This is a genomic window from Thalassotalea sp. G2M2-11 (assembly GCF_017168195.1).
Classification (GTDB): Bacteria; Pseudomonadota; Gammaproteobacteria; order Enterobacterales; family Alteromonadaceae; genus Thalassotalea_E.
Map to the genome: position 1 here is coordinate 249,028 of NZ_JADNYL010000004.1, position 22,942 is coordinate 271,969.

Below are 22,942 nucleotides of genomic sequence, written 5' to 3' on the forward strand. Positions count from 1 at the left end.
AACACAACAAATGGTGTTTACAACACTTTTGCAATAGATTGCGCTAAGTAATCGACATTTGAGTTTGCAATGCCGGCAATGCTCATGCGGCTTGAACCCACCATATAAATGCTGTATTCGTCTTGTAATTGTTGTACTTGCTCAGGTGTTATACCTAAGAAAGAGAACATACCTTTTTGACGAGTGATAAAGCTAAAGTCACGAGAAACACCTTGTTCTTTGAGTTTATCAACAATCAACTGGCGATTGCCGTTAATGCGATCACGCATTTCTTTTAACTCGCCGTACCATTGATGACGCAATTCATCAGAATTCAAAATGGTTTCTACTAAGGCTGCACCATGCGCTGGTGGCATTGAGTAGATACAACGAACCACAGAGAGTAAAACCGAGTTTGCAATATCAGCGGCATTAGCTGATGAACCAATAATGGTAGTTGCACCAATACGTTCACGATATAAACCGAAGTTTTTTGAACATGAACTACAAACGATCATCTCGTTAACACTTTCGGCAACTAAGCGTAAACCGTAGGCATCTTCATCTAAACCGCTACCAAAACCTTGGTAAGCCATATCTACAACAGGTAAAAAGCCCACTGTTTTTGCAACTTCGGCTACTTGCTGCCATTGCTCTTGATTAAGATCCATACCACTTGGGTTGTGACAACAAGCGTGTAACAACACGGCATCATCGGCGCTAACTTCTTTGAGAGCGGCAAGCATGCCATCAAAATCTAAGTCTTTATTTTCGTAATCATAATAAGGGTAAGTTTTTACGGTTAAGCCAGCCGCCTCAAATAAACCAGTATGATTCGCCCATGTTGGATTACTGACCCAAATAGTAGCACCGGCTTTACAAGATTTGATAAATTCAGCTGCAACACGTAATGCCCCTGTGCCACCTGGAGTTGATACGGTACGGGCACGGTTTTCAATAAGTACTTTGTGATTACCAAAAATCAATTTGCTCATTTCGTCATTAAATAAAGGTGAGCCTGTTGGGCCAATATAGACTTTGGTATCTTCGTTATCGTGGCGATATTTTTCTGCCTTTTTCACACAATCTAAAATGGCTGTGTGACCAGCTTCATCTTTATATACACCAACACCCAAATCAATTTTTTGTGGGTTTGCATCTTCACGATATTTAGCCAATAAACCTAAAATAGGATCGGCTGGCAAGGCCTTTAAGCTACCAAACATGTCTCCATTTACCTTATTTAAATGTGGGATTTCACTAGATTTTACGCCGTCGCAAAATTAGTTGATAAAATCCGCAATGATTAAAGCGCCAGCATAGCTTTAAACTGGGTAAAATTAAAGCGCTTTAAATGAAAAAAACCGAGAAGATATAGTACTTTTAGCACTATTTAATAGCGGAACAAATTTTGTGGTTAACCATGAAAATTTACGCAACGAATTCTATACAGCTAAAGAACGCGTTGCGTAGCTATGAAAAAATCATATATTACCTGAAACTGAGGCGATTAAGCCGATAACTCCGCCGAAAACACCTCCCCACACAACTAACCAACCTAAGTGTTTGCGGATCATGTCTTGGACAATTTCCTTTACAACTTGAGGGGTGAGTTCATTTAGGCGCTTTTCAATAATATCACTGACTTTTAAACGCATGCCGGTGATCACATTAGGTTGCTCTAATTGATCGCGTAGAATGGTATTAAATTGTTCACTTTGTGATATATCGCCCATGGTCGCTTTCATTTTCTCAATAAAGGGTTCTCGTAATGGTTGTAATGCTTCTGCGCCACCGACCATGGCTAACATACCGCCAAATGAAGATGATTCAATTACCTTGATCAGCTCATCAAAGGCAGGCGATAAATCGACTTTTTCGATAACAGGAGCTAAATCGAGCGTGCTGGCATTGCCTGAGCTGTCAGACAGAAAGCGATCAATATTTTCTTCCGTGAAAAATTGCTCCATCATTAAGTTGCGAATACCGTGTTTGAAATCTTCAAACCTTGCCGGAATGACACCTGAGCCATATAAAAAAGGCACTTTTTCAAATAGCATATGCACGGCTAACCAGTTTGTAATTGCGCCGGATAGGGCAAATAACCCAATCGCATAAATAATTGCTTGATTTGATAGATAGCCGCCTAAGGTTAAGGCAAATGCGATCACATTCGTGATTACACTTTTATTCACTGTTTTACTCCACGCTGTTATGGTATTAATGCGGGTTAGTTTACCAAGCGATAGCTATTGCGCCAACAGCCGCATAAGAGAAAAATAAGGATAATCAATGAACAACAAAGTATTTATCAGTTTGGCATTAATGCTTGCGGTCGTCATGACCAGTGCTCAGGCAACATCGTCTGTTTGGCGTGAGGTTAAGCCAGAGAATATGGTATTAATGACATTACCCCATGGCAAGGTGGTGATAGAGTTAGCACCACAATTTGCGCCTAACCATGTAGAGCGCTTTAAAAGTTTAGTGAGTAAAGGTTTTTACGATGGCACCGAGTTTTATCGGGTGATTGATGGTTTTGTCGCCCAAGGTGGGCCTAAAGATGGTAGTGCCAAAGATAAATCGGTCTCGCCTTTAGCCATAGAAGGGGATTTTACTCCAGAAAAAAATTGGTCTTTTACCTTAGTGCAAGACAAAGATATGTTTGCCCCGCAAACGGGATTTAAAGCGGGATTTGCGTTAGGTTATAGCCCAAATGAACAAAAAGCCTGGATGTTGCATTGTCCTGGGGTTATTGCCATGGCACGCGAAAATGGCGCTAATACGGCAACCAGTCACTTTTATATCACTAATGGTCAAGCGCCCCGTTACTTAGATCGTATTATGACAGTATTCGGCCGTGTTATTTATGGCATGAATCATGTGCAAGCGATTACCCGGACATCGGTGATTGATGGAGAAGAGCCCGTTGATAAGAGTGATTATACACCAATGGTGTCGGTACAATTGATGTCAGATGTACCGAAAGAAAAACAAATTCATTTAGCGGTTAAAAATACCGAACACCCAAGCTATGCAAAAAAATTGGCAGATCGTAGAAAGCGCGAGCATGCGTTTTTCTATAAGAAGCCACCACCGGTGTTAGACATATGCCAAACGCCTGTCGGGGTGAAGCTGATTAAATAGTTAACTTGTTTGATGAAATAGGCAAATGAGTTGCATTCATTAATGTGCAACTCATTGAAAGTTTTTTTATGAGGGATCTTTGAGTAGTTCGTCAACCAGCCAAGTATCACCTTGCTTTAATAACCTGATGCGTTTCATTTCTTTATAGGTTTTACCATTGCGGTCACCGGTAAATAAAATGGTGAGATTTCCTGAAGTATTAAACTCTTCACGTACTTTAAAGTCAGCTAAAGCGGCATTTATCGTGGTAGAATCGAAGGTCATATTGAAGATTCGTCGAGCAACATTTTTTGCTGTGTGGAATTGCTTTATTTCTTTTGCAAAACGAGGTGTGCAATACTTCAGGGCTTGATCAAGATCTTTTTGATTGTATAAGGCATCGAAAAATGCGACAGCAACTTGATCAGCAGATACTTCAGTATTCTTGTTGCAAGCGAAAAGTGCTAATCCCATAAAAAAAGTGAAAAAAATAGATTTCATTTTATCTACCTGTTGTTTACTGATAGTTCCCAATATAGTTGGATTCAATAAATTCAGTGATTGCGCACAGTGCTAAAAGTGGCTGTGCTTCTGACTCAGTCAGATAAAGTGGTTGACTATTAATGCCCGCCACAAAACTTTTATTATCAATTATTGTTATCCAATTAGCAGTATAGGCTTTTTTCTGTTCATCACACATAATTTACTCGCTTATTTAACATAAGTTACAAGGTTTGCATGCTGAAATGTGTAGAAGAGAACTTCTAAAGTACCAGGGGATATTGACATGGTTATGATTCAATACTCCAGTGTTGGTAGCTACGCTATCATAGAAGCTAGATTGTGCTTCCTTAGATCGTCGGCTTTGCGTCCTAGGTTTTCACCTAGTTTGCCATTTTCAACTGATGCATAATAAATTTAACTGATTTTAATACAAATGTACAGAAAGCAAACAACAGCCGGTAACTGTGTATAACCATTAAGATATCAATAGTTATTGCACGCCTTGCTCTCTTTCCTCAAGATCATTGATTCAGTTATCGTATGTAAGATGTATTTGCTTAAAAAGTTAGTCTTTGTTTAGTGGTTAATACCAGATGTTAACCACTAATAACTCGCGTTCGCCTTCAGGGGTTTTTACTATCACATCGTCATCAACGGTTTTACCTAACAGAGCACGAGCCATGGGAGAGTCTATGCTGATTTCTCCTTTTTTGACGTCCCATTCATCGGGGCCAACTAAGCGGTAAGTGACTTCTTTATCTTGTTCATCGAGCAAGGTTACCCAAGCGCCAAAATAGACTTTACCTTCTTGTTGCTTTTCTGGGTAGACAATTTGTAAATCGTCAAGACGCTTCATTAAAAAGCGTACTCTTCGATCAATTTCGCGTAAACGCTTTTTACCATAGATATATTCGGCATTTTCACTGCGATCTCCTAAGGCTGCCGCTTCTGAAACGGCTCTGGTGATACGCGGGCGTTCGTCTTTCCATAAAAACTTAAGTTCTTTATCGAGGCGATCCCAGCCTGCGCGAGTGATGTAGTTGGATTTTTTCATAGGTTTTATTTTATCGGTAAAGCGAGCAGGGAACAATATTGAAATTTATTAGTAACTAGCTGCAACTTTTTTGGCTCCCTGTCGTAATTGCTATTGAGACCTAAATATTTTTTTGGGAGAAAAAAATGAATAAGTTATCCAATTTTATCGTATCTGTATTCATCATTGTTGGGCTTTGCGCTTGTGGAGGCGGGGGCGGAGGTGGCGGCAATAGTAATACCCCTTCAGATCCTTATACGCCAGATCAACCCGATAGCCCGTCCGTTGTCTTTCCGAGTCAAAGCAGTACGCCAACCATGGTGACCTTAGCTGAGCAAGGTGTGATATACACTACAGATTCAGGCTTATCACTGTATTTTTTCGATAATGATAGCGCGGGCAGTTCAGCGTGTAATGCCGAAGATGGAGCACCTGCGGGAGGGAGTAATGATAGCAATAGTTGTGCTGCACTTTGGCCACCTTTGTTAGCAGATAGTGGTGCGCAGGCAAGTGGCGACTTTACGCTAATTACAAGAGCGGATGGCACTATGCAATGGGCGTGGCATGACTATCCACTGTACAGCTATATCAATGATAGTGCAGAAGGCGACACTAATGGCGATGGGTTGAATGATATATGGCATTTAGCCAGACCAATACCGGTCACTACCTCTGATGATATGGTCATGGGGCAGCTTGTTGCCAGTAGTCAGGTATTAATGGCAAGTATGAGTAACAATGTTATCGCTATTAACCGAATGAATAAAGACGGCTTTAGTCTTTATACTTTTGACCAAGATAGTATTGATCAAATTAATTGTCTCAGTGAAAACTGCATTAACAACTGGCCGCCTTTGGTCGCCGATCAAGGGGCTCGTACCTACGGAAAATTCTCAACCATAGACCACGGTGAATATTATCAGTGGGCATATAATGGTATTCCACTTTACTTGTTTGCCAACGACAATGCTGCTGGCGACATGTTAGGAGATGGTGTCGCTGATGTTTGGCACTTGGCAAGTACAGCCCCTGCTATTTTCCGTATGAATCAAGCAGGTACATTACTCACATCAACAGGTATCACTCATGTGTTGGCAGAAGATAGCGAAGGTTCTGGTAATTTTGTTGATAAACAAACAAATCAAGACCAGTTCACTCTGTATATCTTTGATAATGATGACACTAATGTATCAAATTGTAGTGGCAGCTGCGCAGTAAACTGGCCACCTTTCTTAGCCCAAGACAGTGACAGCGCCATAGGTGATTTTGATATTTTCACTCGGGATGATGGTCATCGCCAGTGGAGCTATCTAGGTGATCCCTTGTATTTTTACATTGGTGATACAGATAAAGGACAAGCAAACGGTGATGGTATCAATGGTGTTTGGCATGTGATCGATCCCATCATGAAAACCCAGTTTATGGCACAAAGCAATACTCTTGGTGAGGTGTTAACCGTTAAAGGCATGACTTCTGTACTGATGAGTGATGGCAATGGCGGTTTTGAAGCGATGACTGAGGATAAAACTGGTTTTGCATTGTATATTTTTAATCAGGACACACAAGGTGTTTCAAATTGTAATTCCGATTCTTGTATTGCAGCTTGGCCGCCGTTATTAGCGACTGATGATGATACGGCGATGGCACCATTTAGCATTATCAACCGCATGGATGGCAATAAACAATGGGCAATTAATGGTAAGCCGTTGTATTTCTATACTCCTGATACCAGCGCCACAGATGTTAGTGGTGAGGGGGTAAATAATATTTGGTATGTTGCCAGACCAGCCCCCGTTCGTGTGTATAGTCATGATCCCAAAGGTGATATTTTGGTGGCCAATGGTGAACTGCAACCCAGTATGGGAAAAACAGCTGACGAGTTGAAAGAGTTAACCCTTTATACCTTTAATTCAGACGTTAAGGACTCAGGTGAATCTGCCTGTTTTGATGATTGCGCACAAACTTGGCCGCCCCTATATGCAAGCGACAATGATCAGCCGTATGGGTTGTTTACTATCATAGATCGCGTCGAAACCGATAATACCAACACTAGGCAATGGGCCTATAAAGGTAAGCCTTTGTATTTCTATACCCCAGATAGTCAGCTTGGAGATACTTATGGTGATTACCCTGGCTGGCCGTTAGCTCGTCCATAGCATTAAACCGTAGTCAAAGCTGCCGGGCTGTGCCCGGCGGTATAACAGGATTAGTATCATGAATGTAATTGTGTGTTTTTGTCTATTGTTGTTGCTCAGTGCTTGTCGAGCAGGAGATGGTAGTTCACTCGATGTAAATGGCCAACCATTAGCAGAGAATGATGAGCAGCCGATGAACCCTAATGAGGGGGATGAAGCAATTCAAGCCAGTTTAACTTCTTTGCAGCAACACGTATTCACACCAATATGCTCGGTTTGTCATATTGGTGCGAATGCGCCTTTAGGTTTGGCACTGGATACGCTCGAACACAGTGCTAATAACTTAATCAATGTGGCTGCTGAGGGGAATACCGATTTCAAACGCGTAGCACCCGGAAGCAAAGAACAAAGCTTTTTATACTTAAAAGTGATTGGTGATCCGCGGGCTGGTAGTCGAATGCCATTAAATCAGGCTCCGCTATCTGACAGTGCTATTGCAGCGATAGGGCAATGGATTGACGATGGGGCGAATATTGATAGTAATCAGACAGCGTTGTTTGTCAAACAACTATCTCACATTAGTCATAAGTCTACTCTAACCTTGACCATAGAATTTAGTGTTGATGTTGATCCTAACAGTTTGCAAGCGGAACAAATATTGTTAACAACGAATAGCCAAGTATTACCTCCGCCAGATGGCATCATTTGGCAAAACCCAAGAATACTGACGGTAATGATTAATAAACCTAGTGATGCAGAACAAATGGTTATCACCTTTAATCGAGCAGCGATCAGTACGATAACCGGAATATTTGGTCAACAATTGGACGGCGATCGAGATGGCTGGCCTGGAGGAGAACTCAGTTATGTTGCAACTTTTTAATCTCAGTTTACTTATCGTCTTGTTGTTGATAAGCCCATCAACCTACGCTGAACCATTACTTGCTTATCTTAATAAGCTGAAATGTAGTGCTTGTCATGTCAATCCCGATGGTGGCGGCTTACGTAATAGTTTTGGTAATACTTACGGTTATTCCGTGCTGCCTCAAAAACGACTTGGCACTGATAGTGCGGACATCGGAAAAGTGTCCGATTATCTTAGGTTGGGTGGCAATTTCCGCAGTAATGCTGAATATGTTAAAGATAAAGCCGATCAGGAAAGCACCACATTTAAAGTTGATTCTGCCCAGCTATATCTTGCTTTTAATATTAACGACACCCTTACCTTTTACCTAGACCAAAAACTTGCGCCAGGCTCTGCCATCAATAGAGAGGCGTTTGTCATGTATCAATTTAATCATAATGACTTTGTTAAAGTGGGGAAAATTTATGTCCCGTTTGGCATACGGTTAGAAGATGACAGTGCCTTGGTAAGGCAAGCAACTGGATTTAATTTTGACAGTAGTGATAACGGTATAGAGCTTGGATTTGAGCAAGACCACAGCACGCTGAATATTTTCATGACCAATGGTACCAGTGCTGTCAGCAATGACGATAACAACTTTTTATATGGCCTGCGAGCCGAATACTTGTTCGGTAACGCCAGAGTAGGCACAACGTTCACCTTCAATGATCGCGAGCAAGGTAAACGTCAGATTGCCAATCTGTATGGTGCTTATTCGCTGGGGAAATTCACCCTGTTAACAGAGTGGGACTGGATTGAAAGCGAGCAAACAACGGGGGAAACGCAAGAGCAGCTAGTTGGCTTGTTTGAACTTAACTACCAGTGGATGTCAGGGCTAAATATCAAACTGACTTCCGAGTGGCATGATCCTGATAGAGAGATAAGCGAAGATCAAGAAACCCGTTATTCATTGGTGACTGAATATACGCCTTTTTCTCATATCCAGCTTAGGGCTGGCATAAGAGTGATGGACAGTATTCCTCAATTCGAGCAGCGTAATAATGATTTGTTGTTTATTCAAACCCATTTTTACTTTTAACCTATACTGATAAGTATATGAATTTATAAGTAAAGGATAAATGAATGCCAAGGGTATTTTATGGAGTCTAAAGAATTAGCAAGGTTATTGGCAAAAACTGCGTTGCGTGATCAACAAGCATTTGAGCACTTATATTTATTGACGGCAGCTAAGCTAAATGGCATCGCTTTTCGCATCTTGCATAATTCTGATCTGGCGCACGAAGTATTACAGGAAGCATTTATCCAAATTTGGCACAATGCGATTGAATACCGAATCGACAAGGCAGAGCCGTTTACCTGGATGGCCTCTATTGTCCGTTATCGCAGCTATGACCGGGTGAGATGCGAAAAAAGACGGCTGGAAAACAAGCAGATACAAGAGCAAGTGGAAAGCATTGAACAAATAGCAGCAACCAATCAGTCAACGACACCGATGTGTGAAATAGATCAAGATTTAACCGATTGTCTGAACCAACTCGAAGACGTTCATCGGCGTGGTATTTTGATGGCATATTACTTTGGCTTTAGCCGAGATGAAATTTCTGAGTACTTAGAAAAACCGATAAATACCATCAAATCGTGGCTAAGACGGGGATTAGCGAGGTTGCAACAATGTCTGGAAAAATAATGCGCTATCAACAGCCTGCGCTGATAGAACAGCTGGCGCATCAATATGTCTTAGGTACCCAGTCAATACGTGTACGTCAAAGAATTGCTAAGCTCAGGCTTGAGTATTCAGCAATTGATGAGCGAATTTATTTTTGGGAACAGAAATTAACGGTACTACACGACAAAACGCCGGAAATTATGCCAACCAATGATAATTGGCAAGCTATTAAGCAAAAACTGGCTTTTACACCGAAAAAAAACAGTGCAGGTGTGCGTTTTTACCAATGGCTAAGTGGTGTTTCCATGGCATGTTTGGCTTTAGTGTTTATCTTGTGGTGGCAAGCAGTACCACAAGATAACTTAAGCTATATTGCGATAATGAAAGACAATCTCAAGCAGCCACAATTAGTTGCTGCCACTTATGGTAAAAGTCGGACCTTGAAAATTGAATTACTGAGTATTCCAAAAGTACCACAAGATATGAATCTTGAGCTTTGGGTGAGATCTAAAACCGACAAACAAATTCGTAGCTTAGGGGTTATTTCAACTTCTAGTAACATTTTTGATAGGCAATTGACAGAAGCCGAATGGCGACTGATTAAAGACTCAAAAGATTTATTATTAACCATGGAAGAAAAGGGCGGTTCCCCTATTGGAGAACCGATGGGAGATGTAGTATCCCAAGGATTATGTATTCGTATGGCCAGCTGGCAGGATAAGGTTTAATGAGAATAATACTAATCATGTCTTTAGTGCTAATAACGACTAAAGTCAGTGCCGACATTTGGGATTATGATGTTGCTTTTAGATTGCGCCATCAGCAAGTCAATGATCACTGGTTACCTGATGCGACAGCAACCACTTTACTTGGTCGGGGAGAAGTTCATTGGCAGTCTGAGCAGGATATAAGCTTTCTGGTTCAATACGATCAGGTATGGGCTGTAGATAAAGAAGACTATAACTCAATTGCTTATTGGAACAAGCACTCCCCTATCCCTGATCCGCCAGGAGGAGAGCTGAATCAGTTAAAATTTGATTGGCAGTTTGCTGCGAACTGGCGTGCGATTATTGGTAGACAAGTTATTTCCTTTAATAATGAGCGCCATATTGGGAATGCGGCTTACTGGCAGAACGATCAGACTTATGATGCGCTGAGTTTACGCTTTAACAATAGTTTTGATTTAACTATTCAATACAGCTATGTCGATAAGGTACACCGTATTTTTGGTGATAACAGTCGTTCAACCGTGCCTAAGTCTGATTACCGCTATCAGTATAACCCCGTTCGTTCGCCTGAGCAGTGGGGTAATCATCAACACCAAAGCCATCTGCTCAACGCTGAGTATCATCCGGCGCCACAATTAACCTTAAGCGCATTTGCTTATTTGTTAGATAATCGATCATTACCCGCGTGGTCAACCGATACCTTAGGTTTTCGCATCGAAGGAGCAGAAAAGCCTAATAAGTTAAAATATAATTACCATGCTGAACTTGCCTGGCAACAGGCGGGTAAAAATCACCCCGAACAATATCATGCCTGGTATCTAGCGGCGGAAGTTGGTTTACAGTACCGCAGTCATCGATGGGATTTAGGTTATGAATATCTCGGGCAGGATAATAATTTCGGCTTTAATACTAATTTAGCAACTAATCATAAATTTTTAGGCTGGGCCGATATTTTCTCCAGATATAGTGCAATGGGTGGAGTAGAAGATATCTATCTATCGTATGCTGGACGCAATGGCAAACTGCGTTGGAAACTGGTTGGCCATCATTTTAGTGATGTAGAAAGCCACAGTGATATTGGCTATGAATTCGATTTTGAGTTGGCATGGCGCTACAGCCGAAAATTAGAATTCAAATTACTCGCTGCAAATTATCAAACACGATCAGGGCTGGCAACCGCTGCCGCTACTCAGTACGATTTATCAACTTGGATGCTATCTGTCGCTTATAACTTATAGCTTATTTCCAGTCATCAGCATTACCGTCGTGACTGATCACTATGCCGTCTTGTTCATCATAGAAATCGTAGAGTTCGTCCGGCATCGGATTCTGGCGCACATCAAGAAACTCCAGTTGTTCGAGCCCGGCTATGGATAAATCTTTAAGTTTGTTATTGAACAAATAACCGGTTTTTAAGCTAATTAATGGGGTGATATCCAGTTTTGTTAATTGATTTTGCATTAATCTGATTGTCTGTACTCTATCTAGTCCGGTTAAATTAAGCGTGGTTAACTTATTTTTAAATAAATACAGTTTACTCAGTTTCGACAAGCCATGTAGCTGCAAAGTCACTAATTCATTATTCGCGAGGTTAACTTCTGTTAATTGCGTCAACGGGGTTAAATTTAGTGTTGAAAGCTGATTGTTATATAAAGATAAATAGCCAAGATTAGTGAATAGTTCTACTTCTTGGGCATGCTTGATTGCCATGCTATGACATTTTAGTTTGTTAACCTCTTCAGCATTATGCCAGTTATTTTGTTTAGCTGTTTGATGGACACATGCTGCAAAAGCAGGGTCTTTAAATGTTATGTCTGCAATAATAGTTTCCGCTGGGGCAAAAAATGGCACAAGCAGTAGCCAAGCCCATTGTTTTATTCTTATGTTTATCATGTACTCTACCTTTTAAACGACGCTAGGTGCGAAATGCCGTAGATCAATTACCTATCTTAATTAAATCTCATGTTTGTAAACAGCTTTTTATCTTTAAATGCTGTGGTTAAAGCGTGTTGACCTTTAACGTATTCTTCAGCAACAAAGGTCAACATGCCCTAGATAAGTCAGGCGCTTTTGGTTGATTAAGTTGCGTAAATTTGCGATATCCGATGAGTAATGTGCTTGTTTTTTGTGATCTCGCCCCAATCTTGAATTGACGAATAAAAATTTTTGGAATGGCCTTGATGACACCCATTGCAGAGCAGTTAGCTCAAGAACTTAATGTAAAAACTAACCAAGTTAATGCCGCAATTACTTTACTGGATGATGGTGCAACTGTGCCATTTATTGCACGTTACCGTAAAGAGGCAACTGATGGATTAGATGATAATCATCTGCGTCAACTTGCCCAACGTTTGAGTTATTTACGTGAGCTAAATGAACGTCGTCAGGTGATCATCACCAATATTGAGCAACAAGGTCAATTAACGCCTGAGCTGAAAAGCCAGTTATTGCAAGCAGACAATAAAACGCGTTTAGAAGATTTATACTTACCTTATCGTCCTAAAAGACGTACTAAGGGACTGATGGCAATTGAAGCGGGATTAGCGCCACTAGCGGATGAGTTATTTTCAAATCATGCATTACAACCTGAGCAAGCAGCAAGTGCTTATCTAAACCCATCGGCTGGCTATGAAAATGTCGAACAGGTATTAGAAGGCGTTAGCTATATTCTAATTGAACGTTTTGGAGAAGATGCGGACTTACTACAAAAACTACGTCGTCACTTGCAAAAACAAGCCCATTTAGTGAGCCGTGTTGTTAAGAAACATCAACAAGAAGCAAGCAAATACCAAGATTATTTTGACCATAGTGAATTGCTCAGTACAGTGCCTTCTCACCGAGCTTTGGCAATGCTAAGAGGACGCAATGAAGGCTATTTAAGCTTGTCATTAGCTGTAGACCCTGGGCAAGAAGATAACGCCTATTCGAGCGCGGAACAAATTATTACTGATCATTTTAATTTACGTCTATCCGGTCAAGCGGCGGCATCATTTTTAACTAAAGTGGTGATAATGGCGTGGAAAATTAAGTTAAGTACTTCACTGGAAACTGAATTACTGGGCCAATTACGTGAACGTGCCGAGCGTGAAGCTATCAATGTATTTGCGACCAATTTGAAAGATTTACTGATGGCGGCACCGGCGGGCGCTAAAGTGACCTTAGGTTTAGATCCCGGTTTACGTACCGGTTGTAAACTTGCCATTGTTGATAGCACCAGTAAGTTAGTACATACGGCGACTATTTTCCCGCATGCTCCGCAAAATCACTGGGACAAATCAGTCCGTACCTTAGTCAATTTATGTCAGCAATATAAAGTGGAATTAATTGCCATTGGTAATGGTACCGCTTCGCGTGAAAGCGATAAATTAGTGGCTGAAGTGTTAGCTAAATGCAGCGATTTATCGATAAAAAAAGTGATGGTCAGTGAAGCAGGCGCATCAGTGTATTCTGCTTCTGAACTTGCGGCGAATGAATTTCCTGAACTCGATGTGTCATTGCGTGGTGCTGTTTCTATTGCTCGTCGCTTGCAAGATCCATTGGCAGAATTAGTGAAAATTGATCCCAAAGCCATTGGTGTTGGTCAGTATCAGCATGATGTCAGCCAAAGCCAGTTAGTGGCGATGCTTGATAATGTGATTGAAGATTGTGTGAATGCCGTTGGGGTAGATCTTAATAGCGCATCACCTGCCTTGTTAATGCGGGTGTCTGGTTTAACTAAAACAATGGCGCAAAATATTGTGACCTACCGTGAACAACAAGGGCGTTTTAATAATCGTAATGAATTGAAAAAAGTGGCGCGCTTAGGACCAAAAGCATTTGAACAAGCGGCTGGTTTTTTACGTATCGCAAATGGTGAAAATCCGCTTGATCAATCAGGGGTTCACCCAGAAACGTATCCCGTTGTTAAGCGAATTCTCAATGCGTTAGGTTGTGAGTTGTCACAGGTGATCGGGCAAAGTAATACGCTTAATCAATTAGAGATAAAACAAGTTACCGATGAGCAGTTTGGTGAGGTTACGGTCAAAGATATTGTACGTGAACTGGAAAAGCCAGGACGAGATCCTCGTCCTGAATTTAAAACCGCTAACTTTAAAGAAGGCGTCAACACCATCAATGATTTACAGCTTGGTATGGTGTTAGAGGGAGTTATTTCAAATGTTGCTAACTTTGGTGCTTTTGTTGATTTAGGCGTACATCAAGATGGTTTAGTGCATATTTCTGCCATGACGGATAAGTTTATCAGTGATCCGCACGACTTTGTCAAAGCCGGCGATATTGTCACGGTGAAAGTCACGGAAGTGGATGTAGCAAGAAAGCGTATTAGTTTAACCATGCGATTAGACGATAAAGTGCAGCCTTCGGCTTCGACTTCTAAACATCAGCCAAATAAAGCAGTAACTAAACAGAAGCCAACCAAACACGCTGCTAAAAAACCAAAAAATAAAGTAAAAGATCCTGCGAATGCAGTAATGGGCAATGCCTTTGCCGATGCTTTTGCTAAGTTAAAGAAGTAATATTACTTCAATATCTAGCGTATTATTGTTCGTTACTACCACTAGCTATGTTAGTTAAAACATAGCTAGTGGTACGTTGTGTTAATTGCCAATTATGTTGTGGAGTAAACTCATCTATATGCTCACAAGATAACGTCACTTGCCCTCATTCGCCAACTTATATTGTTTTGATTTTTTAAAGCTGACCTCGTGGTTGGTTTTTTGTCTCATATCATAATTTTTCACTGTGTTTTCATTTGTGTCTGATAAGTCTTTTATTATTAAGTATTTTCATTGCTTTTTATTGCTGTGATCTATTAAAAAGTTAGAACATTTATTGACCATTTGGTTATGTTGTGGCATTTTACTGTGTTATAAAAATGTAAATAAATATTAAAAAATCGATAACAAATAGCTTGCATACTTTTTGTATTCATCAAAGTGTCAAACTTTTGTGGAAGAATCTCTTGCGATAACACTAGCTAAGGAAAATATAATGGAAGTAAAACCTCTGATACTTCTAGCCTCTTTGTGTGCTTTACAGCTACAAGCTGAAGAAGTGACAAACGCGTGCTTTAATTGCCCGCCTTTAGATACGGTTGCTGATGCCAGCACTTTTGATGATGCGAGCTACTATGCTGATGCGTTAGCAGCGGTTGCCAATAATCAAACTGCGGCAGCAATCAAAGCGGCTATCACAACGAGCATTAGCCAACATCATAAAGTACTCACCTATTCAGAAGTCTGGACGGCATTGACCGAGACTGATGAAGATCCAGCCAATAGTGCCAATGTTATTTTACTTTATAAAGGTACTTCTTTGCCGAAAATGTCAAATGGCAGTGGTACGCAAAGTAGTGATCCAGATAATTGGAATCGTGAACATGTCTGGGCGAAAAGCCATGGATTTTCGAGCTCAAGTAACGAAGCCTATACTGATATTCATCATTTAAGACCGACAGATATTTCGGTTAATTCATCACGTGGTAATTTAGATTTTGATAATAGTGATGCTCCGCTATCAGAAGCACCGAGCAATAGGGTTGACGATGACTCGTTTGAACCCAGAGATGCGGTAAAAGGTGACGTTGCTCGTATGGTGTTTTATATGGATACACGATATGAAGGCTTAGGTGATATTACTCCCGATTTAACAGTATTAGATCGATTAACTGCTAGTGGTGAAGCGGCGCTGGGCCGTTTATGTCGTTTATTAGAATGGCATAGTAACGATCCTGTCGATGGAACAGAAATTAATAGAAATAATCGTATTTATGAATTTCAGGGCAATAGAAACCCATTTATCGATCACCCTGAGTGGGTCAATGTGTTGTACGATGCGCCTGCATGTAGCAACGATACCGGTGGCGGAGATACTGGCGGCGGAGATACAGGCGGCGGAGATACAGGCGGTGAGTCTCCGGTAGCAACCAGCGTTATGATTTCAGGTGTTATTGATGGCCCATTATCTGGCGGCGTACCTAAAGCCGTTGAGTTATATATCGCCAATGATATTACGGACTTAAGTGTTTGTGGTATTGGCTCAGCAAATAATGGTGGTGGTACTGATGGACAAGAGTTTACTTTCCCAGCAGAATCAGCAACAGCGGGATCATATCTTTACGTGGCATCAGAAGCCACAGGTTTTGAAGCCTTCTTTGGCTTTGCTCCAGACTATACTGCAAGTGCAGCCAATGTGAATGGTGATGATGCCATTGAACTGTTCTGTAATGGTGAAGTTGTCGATACCTTTGGTGATATTCATACCGATGGTACGGGACAACCATGGGAATATAAGGATGGTTGGGCTTATCGTAATGACAACACGACAGCAGATGGTGCTGATTTTAACCTTAATCATTGGACATTTAGTGGTAAAGACGTGCTTGATGGTCAATCAAACAACGCGGGCGCAGACACACCTTTTCCCAGTAAAAGTTTTACTTTGGGTGAGCCGTTAATTATTACCGGTATTTTCGATGGGCCATTATCAGGTGGCACGCCTAAGGCAATTGAATTATACGCGCCGTTTGGTGTTGCTGACTTAAGTGCTTGTGGTATCGGTTCGGCTAATAACGGTGGCGGTAGTGATGGTGAAGAGTTTACATTCCCTGCTGAAGCAGTAGCTGCCGGTAGTTATATATATATCGCCACGGAAACAGCAGGTTTTGAAGCGTATTTCGGTATCTCTCCTGACTATATTACCGGTGCAGCTGGCATCAATGGTGACGATGCTGTTGAGTTATTCTGTCACGATCAAGTGATCGATACCTTTGGTGAAATTAACCAAGATGGTACTGGCCAATCATGGGAATACAAAGATGGATGGGCATACCGAAATTCTGCTACAAGCAATGATGCCAATGTATTTGATATTAGCCATTGGAGCTTTAGTGGTAAGGATGCCAATGATGGTGAGTCTAGCAATGATACCGCGGCCAAGCCATTTCCTATCGCCAGCTTTGCCGATGAGCAAGATCCTAGTGAACCACCAGTGAGTGCCCTTGGTCAATGTTATGATCAGGCAACACTAATTCATGAGATCCAAGGTGAAACGAACATTTCCCCCTTAGTTGATCAATCGCATGTGGTTGAAGGTGTGGTTAGCGCGGTATTTTCCGATCTAAACGGTTTCTTCATGCAAGAAGAACTAACCGATCAAGACGATAACTCATTGACGTCTGAGGGCATTTTTGTTTATCACAATCAAAATACTGTTTCGCCAAATGTTGGTGATGTAGTACGTGTGATTGGTGCTGTGAGTGAGCATTATGGTAATACCCAAGTCAGTGCCACAGAAGATTTGTTAACTTGTGGCTCAGACACTCTAGTGGCCAGCGAATTAACCTTACCTTTAACTGATGATAGCGTGTTAGAAACCGTTGAAGGTATGTTAGTGGTACTTTCACAAACGTTGACGGTTGTGAATAACGACAGTTTAAGCCGTTATGGTGAAATTACCGTCGCATCAGAGCGCCTATATAACCCTACGCAAATTGCTAGCCCTGGTGAAGCGGCGATGCAAGTTAAAGCTGATAATAAGCTTAAGCAGTTATTAATTGATGATGGTCGAACCGTACAAAACGCAGACTCAGTGCCTTATCCAGCACCTGAATTAAGTGCTGATAACAGTTTACGTGCTGGTACTCAAGTTGCGGGGATTGAAGGGGTCATTACCTATGCTTATAAACAATATCGTTTACAACCGACCCAAGCACTTAATTTTATTGATGCTAATCCACGTTTAGCGACACCTGAACTAGCAGCACAAGGTGATTTAACCCTTGCAAGCTTCAATGTTTTAAACTTTTTTAATGGTGATGGTCAAGGAGCAGGCTTCCCAACGTCACGTGGAGCAGATACTGCGGAAGAATTTGTTCGCCAGCGTGATAAGTTAATTTCAGCGTTACTTGCCATGAACGCAGATGTTGTTGGCTTAATGGAGCTAGAAAACGATGGCTTTGGTGAGTTTAGTGCCATTCAGGATCTGGTGAATGGGTTAAACGCCAATGCGGCTGAGGGTCAATGGGCATTTGTTAATTTACATGTTGATAATGTCGGTACCGATCAAATTAGCTCAGGCATCATCTATCGTAGCGATAAGGTGGCTGAAGTCGGTACGGCAACATTTACCACTCAAGCTCCATTTGATTACGGTAACCGCCCTCCGGTTGTACAAACATTTAAAGATTTATCTAATCAAGATGAGTTCAACCTTGTAGTGACTCATTTGCGCTCAAAAGGCAGCTGTCGAAAAGCACAAGGTGATGATAAAGACTTAAACGATGGTCAAGGATGTTGGAATGCCACCCGCGTGTTGGCAGTTAATACGTTATTAGCATGGCTAGATACTCAGCCAACAGGGATTGATGAAGCAGATACTATTATTCTTGGGGATATGAATGCTTACAGCATGGAAGACCCTATTAATACTTTTAAAGCAGCAGGCTTTGCACATTTAATGCAAGAGTTTCACGGTGATCAATCCTATTCGTATGTGTATCGTGGCGAATCTGGCAGTTTAGACCACGCCTTTTCATCCCCGACAATGCGTAAGAAAGTAAAGGCTATTACTGACTGGCATATTAATGCCGATGAGCCGCGAACACTTGATTACAATATGGAGTATAAGTCTGACTATCAGTTGGCAAATTTGTATGCCAACAATGCTTATCGTGCTTCTGATCACGACCCAGTAGTGATTGCGCTCGATACTTATCAAGAATTTGACGTGACTTGGGATAATTTGTCAGGTAATCCAGGCTGGAGAACCTATAGTTTTGATTTGCCCGCTGGAATGAAAATGTTAGAAATCACCACACAAAACGGTAGTGGTGACGTACAGTTGTTTGTTGAGCACAATAAAAAGCCAACCTATGGTCACTTTGATTGTCAATCAACAGAAAAAGGTAGCACACAATCTTGTGTGTTTGATGCGCCACAGGCAGGTACTTGGTATATCCGTATTCGTGGTGGCCGATATCAAGGCGTGGATATGAAAGCTTATTATCATAATTAGTTCAACTGATATTATGAGATAAGCATAAAAAAGGGGAAGCTAAGCTTCCCCACAAACAACCTCAAAAAACGAGGTTAACTAACGCAAGCACGTTACGTGAATAATGTCATTACAAGACATATTTCACAGAAAATTGCGCATAATCAGAATCTGCCGTTAGATCTTTTGCTTCAAAATTACCCACTTCTAGCCCATAAGACAGTTTTGGATTGATTTGTTTGAAGATATTGATGCCCCAGTGAGTACGGTCACGATCTGATTCATCCGTTTCTTGGTTACCGTAGAAGAAATTAGAACGTAAATCTTCTGTCCAGAAATGACGATATGATACTAATATTGCGGTGGATTCTTCGACTTCTTCGCCAACTAAATCAGTTGCTGCTGCTGCACCTACGTAGCGACCCGTATTACCACCGTGGAATTGAAAGCGTAAATCATCTTTACCGACGGTTTTGATACGACCAGCAATACCGTAACCTAAAGCAGATTCTGATTCACCCATCGCGGTTTCAAGTTGTTTAGCTACTGCAGCAACAGATACATTACCCCAATCACCTTTAAAGGTATATTTACCGATAACATCAGGCACAGAATCTTTTGAACCATAGCCCCCAGCGCCTACATAGCCGCCATATGATTCTGGGTTTTCAATTGCCACCTGAAAATTACCGTTAGTGTAACGTACTTGATCTTGACGAATAAACGCTGAGGCAACCAGTGGGCCACCAAAATCAGCAGCTTCAGCTATGGCACTGGTATTAACAAAGGTTGACCAAGTTTGTCCAACGGTCCAGTTTTTATATTTAATGAAGGCATGGCGTAAACGCGGATGTCTTGAGTTGGTAAGTTTTTCATTGCCGCCACCGCCAAATAAGTCAAACTCGATAAAGCCAGTGACATCACCATGAACATACTTAGTATTGATACGGGTAGAATCTGCATGGAAACGCACATTCGAAATGTCATCTTTAACCACATGACCAATCCAAAAATCGTCATTAGTGAGTGTTGAAGCGGCATTACCGTCAATGTAACGGATATCACCTTGAATATAACCGCCAAAGGTGATGGTGTCTTGATCCGACAATTTAATTTCATAGCCGGCGTTGGCACTGCCAGCTATGACCAATAAACTAGTAGCCAATAAGCTTTTTTTACTGTTAAACATTCTACTTTCCCCGTGTGTTAGCCGTTGAACAACAACCGAATATTCGTTGGCTAGAGTTATCTTTGTTTTTGAAATTTATATTGTTATGGCTATTAAGGTAGATGGTTTACTTTGATTAAGGAATTAGACCTAAGTCTAAATTATGAGCAAATTCATTAGACTTTAGTCGCGTTTTGACGCTAAATCGGGATTTCACCGCGTAAATACTTTCACTCAACGTGAGTTAATTTTCTTACTGAAAAGTTGTGGTAGAATCGCGAGAATTTTGACAAATAGCTGATGGTATCGCCAAGTTGTTTGGCTATATATCGGTAATTACTAATAATAATGCAAGGTTATTTTATGAGAAAGCTCCTTTCTGCAACGGCAGTGTTAGCAATGCTAGGCCAAGTAAGCCATGCACAACAACTCAGTGTTGATGATTATAAACGTGCTGAGCAACAGCTATCTGCAACCACAAGTCAATTAGTCACTGGTACTGTCGACTATCCTCATTGGTCCGGTGATCAGCGGTTAAGCTATCGCAGTCACACAAGTGAAGGAAATCGTTTTTATCGCTTTGATGTTGCGACGCAAAAAAAACAACTAGCGTTTGATCATCAAAAATTGGCTGAAGCGTTAGCGCGTATCACAGAAAGTGATGTGGATAAAAACAAACTGCCATTTCGCACCTTTGAGTACCTTGACGATAATCGCATTAGCTTATTGATAAAAGATGCAAGCTATCGTTGTGATCTAAGTCGTTATTTATGTAAAAAAGACAAGTTAGCAAAAAAATCCAATGAATTGTTATCACCTGATGGTAAGCGTGCCGTCTTTATTCGTGAACATAATTTATGGGTACGTGATATAGCCTCTGATCAGGAAACGCAATTAACCACAGATGGTGTTGAAAACTTTGGTTATGCGACCAATAACGCAGGTTGGGTACGTCGCACAACACCTGTCGTGAAATGGTCGCCTGATTCCAAAAAGTTAACCACTTTTAAGCATGATAGCCGTAACGTTGGTGAAATGGGGGTTGTCTCTACTAAGGTTGGTCATCCGAAAATTGATGTGTGGAAGTATCCATTGCCAGGCGATGAGCATATTTTCAAAATTCATCGTGTCGTAATTGACCTTGAATCGGCGAAGGTGATCCCATTAGAAATGGCTCCAGATGATCATCGCTCAACCATCACCGATCATGTCGCTGACCGTGATGGTAGTCTTTTTGATATTGATTGGGCACAAGATAGCTCACACTTTGCGTTTGTTTCTTCATCAAGAGACCATAAAAAAGCCACATTACGCATTGCTAATGCCACGACAGGCAAAGTTAATACAATTTTTACAGAAACCGAAGAGACTTTTTTCGAATCGGGTGTCGGAAGTGTGAGTTGGCATTACTTAGATAAGAGCAATGAAATTATTTGGTTTTCACAACGCTCTGATTGGGGACACCTTTACTTGTTAGATGCTAGCACTGGCAAGGTGAAGCAGCAGATCACTCAAGGTGATTGGACAGTGATTTCATTACTCAATGTTGATCATGATAGTGGTAAGTTAATTTTTACTGGCGCTGGTCGTGAAGGTGGTGATCCGTATTTTCATTACCTATACAGTGTGAATAAAGATGGTTCTGATCTTAGGTTACTGACGCCTGAAAAAATGCATCATCGCATTACTTTGTCTGACAATGGTCAGTATTTTGTCGATCGCGTTTCAAGTTATAACCAAGCGGAAACTACCTATGTCCGTAGCACAGACACTGGCAAAGGTGCGGTGTTAGAGCAAATGAATATCGAGTCGTTGTTATCAACTGGCTGGCAAGCGCCAACGCCGTTTGTTGTTAAAGACAGAAACGGTGAACATGATATTTATGGCTTGATGTATTTACCAAGTAATTTCGATAAAAATAAACGTTATCCGGTAGTCAATTATTTGTATCCAGGCCCGCAAGTAGGCAGCATTCGTGGTCGTCATTTCCGCAGTGCGCGAGGAGATAATCAAGCGATCGCCGAATTGGGCTTTATTGTCATTGAGATTGACGCATTAGGCACACCAGGTCGTTCGAAAAGCTTCCATGAGTTTTATTATGGCAATATGGGCGATAGCGGTATTCCTGATCAAGTGTCAGCAATTAAGCAGTTGGCACAAAAGCACCAATGGATAGATGTAAACCGAGTTGGTATTTGGGGACATTCGGGAGGCGGCTTTGCGTCAACGCGCGCACTGTTAACATATCCTGATTTTTATCGTGTTGCGGTTTCACAAGCAGGTAATCATGATAACCGTCTATACGCCGATGAATGGGGTGAAAAGTGGCATGGTTTGGAAGTAAAAAATGAAGACGGCACCAGTAATTATGACAGCCAAGCGAACCAGCTAATTGTTGATAAACTAAAAGGCAAGTTATTAATAGCTCACGGTACTATGGATACCAATGTTCATCCTAACAATACCTTAGCGGTGGTTGACGCCTTGATCGAAGCGAATAAAGATTTTGACATGTTGATCTTGCCTAACCGTGGCCATGGCTTTGCCCGTGAACCGTATATGATGCGCAAACGTTGGGATTATTTTGTTAAACACTTACTAGGGGCAACCCCACCAAAAGAGTTTAACTTTACCACGTTAAAATAATCGTTAACCGATATTAAAGATTAAGGAGCTTCGGCTCCTTTTTTTTACCGATGAGTTATTCATTGTGCTAGATCAATATATCAGTTATTCCTTTGGTTATGATA

Annotated in this window: 17 protein-coding genes and 1 riboswitch; of the genes, 10 read left to right on the forward strand and 7 right to left on the reverse strand. The window is 41.3% G+C overall.

Annotated elements, in window-relative coordinates; genetic code table 11:
• Positions 1-17: 17 nt before the first annotated feature.
• Positions 18-1,205, reverse strand: coding sequence for an amino acid aminotransferase (locus IV514_RS15070; RefSeq protein WP_206486123.1), 1,188 nt, complete (start codon positions 1,203-1,205; stop codon positions 18-20).
• A 258-nt stretch (positions 1,206-1,463) separates the two neighbouring features.
• Positions 1,464-2,174 carry a DUF445 domain-containing protein gene (locus IV514_RS15075; protein ID WP_206486125.1) on the reverse strand — a complete coding sequence of 237 codons (711 nt, stop codon included), beginning with the start codon at positions 2,172-2,174 and terminating at the stop codon, positions 1,464-1,466.
• Between the two features lie 97 nt (positions 2,175-2,271).
• On the opposite strand from IV514_RS15075, the gene IV514_RS15080 reads away from it, so the two are divergent.
• Positions 2,272-3,123 carry a peptidylprolyl isomerase gene (locus IV514_RS15080; RefSeq protein ID WP_206486127.1) on the forward strand — a complete coding sequence of 284 codons (852 nt, stop codon included), beginning with the start codon at positions 2,272-2,274 and terminating at the stop codon, positions 3,121-3,123.
• Positions 3,124-3,189: 66 nt separating this feature from the next.
• Here IV514_RS15080 and IV514_RS15085 read toward each other — a convergent pair whose 3' ends face one another.
• The 3 genes from IV514_RS15085 to greB form a co-directional block, all read right to left on the reverse strand.
• Positions 3,190-3,603 (reverse strand): hypothetical protein, encoded by a 414-nt coding sequence (locus IV514_RS15085; protein ID WP_206486129.1) that lies wholly within the window; start codon positions 3,601-3,603, stop codon positions 3,190-3,192.
• Between the two features lie 16 nt (positions 3,604-3,619).
• The gene (locus IV514_RS15090) at positions 3,620-3,802 is read right to left on the reverse strand and encodes a hypothetical protein (protein ID WP_206486132.1); all 183 of its coding nucleotides are present in this window, start codon (positions 3,800-3,802) and stop codon (positions 3,620-3,622) included.
• A gap of 111 nt (positions 3,803-3,913) precedes the next feature.
• Positions 3,914-4,006: riboswitch (cyclic di-GMP riboswitch) on the reverse strand.
• A 183-nt stretch (positions 4,007-4,189) separates the two neighbouring features.
• Positions 4,190-4,660 (reverse strand): transcription elongation factor GreB, encoded by a 471-nt coding sequence (gene greB / locus IV514_RS15095; RefSeq protein ID WP_206486134.1) that lies wholly within the window; start codon positions 4,658-4,660, stop codon positions 4,190-4,192.
• Between the two features lie 125 nt (positions 4,661-4,785).
• Here greB and IV514_RS15100 point away from each other — a divergent pair, with 125 nt between their 5' ends.
• From IV514_RS15100 to IV514_RS15125, 6 genes are read left to right on the forward strand one after another with little or no spacing between them, the layout of a single operon-like run.
• The gene (locus IV514_RS15100; RefSeq protein WP_206486135.1) at positions 4,786-6,795 is read left to right on the forward strand and encodes a hypothetical protein; all 2,010 of its coding nucleotides are present in this window, start codon (positions 4,786-4,788) and stop codon (positions 6,793-6,795) included.
• Positions 6,796-6,853: 58 nt separating this feature from the next.
• Positions 6,854-7,657 carry a hypothetical protein gene (locus IV514_RS15105; protein WP_206486136.1) on the forward strand — a complete coding sequence of 268 codons (804 nt, stop codon included), beginning with the start codon at positions 6,854-6,856 and terminating at the stop codon, positions 7,655-7,657.
• On the forward strand, positions 7,641-8,717 hold the full coding sequence (locus IV514_RS15110; protein ID WP_206486137.1) for a hypothetical protein: 1,077 nt from the start codon (positions 7,641-7,643) through the stop codon (positions 8,715-8,717). Before IV514_RS15105 ends, IV514_RS15110 begins: the two co-directional genes overlap by 17 nt.
• 60 nt (positions 8,718-8,777) lie before the next feature.
• Positions 8,778-9,326, forward strand: a complete 549-nt coding sequence (locus IV514_RS15115; protein WP_206486139.1) for a sigma-70 family RNA polymerase sigma factor — start codon at positions 8,778-8,780, stop codon at positions 9,324-9,326.
• Complete coding sequence (locus IV514_RS15120) at positions 9,311-10,033, forward strand: anti-sigma factor (protein WP_206486140.1); 723 nt, start codon at positions 9,311-9,313, stop codon at positions 10,031-10,033. Before IV514_RS15115 ends, IV514_RS15120 begins: the two co-directional genes overlap by 16 nt.
• Positions 10,033-11,271 (forward strand): hypothetical protein, encoded by a 1,239-nt coding sequence (locus tag IV514_RS15125; RefSeq protein WP_206486141.1) that lies wholly within the window; start codon positions 10,033-10,035, stop codon positions 11,269-11,271. Before IV514_RS15120 ends, IV514_RS15125 begins: the two co-directional genes overlap by 1 nt.
• A 1-nt stretch (position 11,272) precedes the next feature.
• Here the strand turns inward: IV514_RS15125 and IV514_RS15130 are convergent, their stop codons facing one another.
• The gene (locus IV514_RS15130) at positions 11,273-11,926 is read right to left on the reverse strand and encodes a hypothetical protein (protein ID WP_206486142.1); all 654 of its coding nucleotides are present in this window, start codon (positions 11,924-11,926) and stop codon (positions 11,273-11,275) included.
• Positions 11,927-12,213: 287 nt separating this feature from the next.
• Between IV514_RS15130 and IV514_RS15135 the strand changes: the two genes are divergently transcribed.
• Positions 12,214-14,547, forward strand: a complete 2,334-nt coding sequence (locus IV514_RS15135) for a Tex family protein (protein ID WP_206486144.1) — start codon at positions 12,214-12,216, stop codon at positions 14,545-14,547.
• Positions 14,548-15,022: 475 nt separating this feature from the next.
• Positions 15,023-19,045: an ExeM/NucH family extracellular endonuclease gene (locus IV514_RS15140; RefSeq protein WP_206486146.1), complete on the forward strand. Its 4,023-nt coding sequence runs from the start codon at positions 15,023-15,025 to the stop codon at positions 19,043-19,045.
• A 109-nt stretch (positions 19,046-19,154) separates the two neighbouring features.
• Here the strand turns inward: IV514_RS15140 and IV514_RS15145 are convergent, their stop codons facing one another.
• Positions 19,155-20,213, reverse strand: coding sequence for a DcaP family trimeric outer membrane transporter (locus IV514_RS15145; protein ID WP_206486147.1), 1,059 nt, complete (start codon positions 20,211-20,213; stop codon positions 19,155-19,157).
• Positions 20,214-20,555: 342 nt separating this feature from the next.
• Here IV514_RS15145 and IV514_RS15150 point away from each other — a divergent pair, with 342 nt between their 5' ends.
• On the forward strand, positions 20,556-22,838 hold the full coding sequence (locus tag IV514_RS15150; protein ID WP_206486149.1) for a DPP IV N-terminal domain-containing protein: 2,283 nt from the start codon (positions 20,556-20,558) through the stop codon (positions 22,836-22,838).
• Positions 22,839-22,942 lie beyond the last annotated feature (104 nt).

Bases quoted from the DNA above. Each gene is read 5' to 3' on its own strand.
- IV514_RS15115 (WP_206486139.1), top strand. From the start codon at position 8,778: ATGGAGTCTAAAGAATTAGCAAGGTTATTGGCAAAAACTGCGTTGCGT.
- greB (WP_206486134.1), bottom strand. From the start codon at position 4,660: ATGAAAAAATCCAACTACATCACTCGCGCAGGCTGGGATCGCCTCGAT.
- IV514_RS15080 (WP_206486127.1), top strand. From the start codon at position 2,272: ATGAACAACAAAGTATTTATCAGTTTGGCATTAATGCTTGCGGTCGTC.
- IV514_RS15145 (WP_206486147.1), bottom strand. From the start codon at position 20,213: ATGTTTAACAGTAAAAAAAGCTTATTGGCTACTAGTTTATTGGTCATA.
- IV514_RS15085 (WP_206486129.1), bottom strand. From the start codon at position 3,603: ATGAAATCTATTTTTTTCACTTTTTTTATGGGATTAGCACTTTTCGCT.
- IV514_RS15125 (WP_206486141.1), top strand. From the start codon at position 10,033: ATGAGAATAATACTAATCATGTCTTTAGTGCTAATAACGACTAAAGTC.
- IV514_RS15110 (WP_206486137.1), top strand. From the start codon at position 7,641: ATGTTGCAACTTTTTAATCTCAGTTTACTTATCGTCTTGTTGTTGATA.
- IV514_RS15150 (WP_206486149.1), top strand. From the start codon at position 20,556: ATGAGAAAGCTCCTTTCTGCAACGGCAGTGTTAGCAATGCTAGGCCAA.
- IV514_RS15105 (WP_206486136.1), top strand. From the start codon at position 6,854: ATGAATGTAATTGTGTGTTTTTGTCTATTGTTGTTGCTCAGTGCTTGT.
- IV514_RS15120 (WP_206486140.1), top strand. From the start codon at position 9,311: ATGTCTGGAAAAATAATGCGCTATCAACAGCCTGCGCTGATAGAACAG.
- IV514_RS15135 (WP_206486144.1), top strand. From the start codon at position 12,214: ATGACACCCATTGCAGAGCAGTTAGCTCAAGAACTTAATGTAAAAACT.
- IV514_RS15140 (WP_206486146.1), top strand. From the start codon at position 15,023: ATGGAAGTAAAACCTCTGATACTTCTAGCCTCTTTGTGTGCTTTACAG.
- IV514_RS15070 (WP_206486123.1), bottom strand. From the start codon at position 1,205: ATGTTTGGTAGCTTAAAGGCCTTGCCAGCCGATCCTATTTTAGGTTTA.
- IV514_RS15100 (WP_206486135.1), top strand. From the start codon at position 4,786: ATGAATAAGTTATCCAATTTTATCGTATCTGTATTCATCATTGTTGGG.
- IV514_RS15090 (WP_206486132.1), bottom strand. From the start codon at position 3,802: ATGTGTGATGAACAGAAAAAAGCCTATACTGCTAATTGGATAACAATA.
- IV514_RS15130 (WP_206486142.1), bottom strand. From the start codon at position 11,926: ATGATAAACATAAGAATAAAACAATGGGCTTGGCTACTGCTTGTGCCA.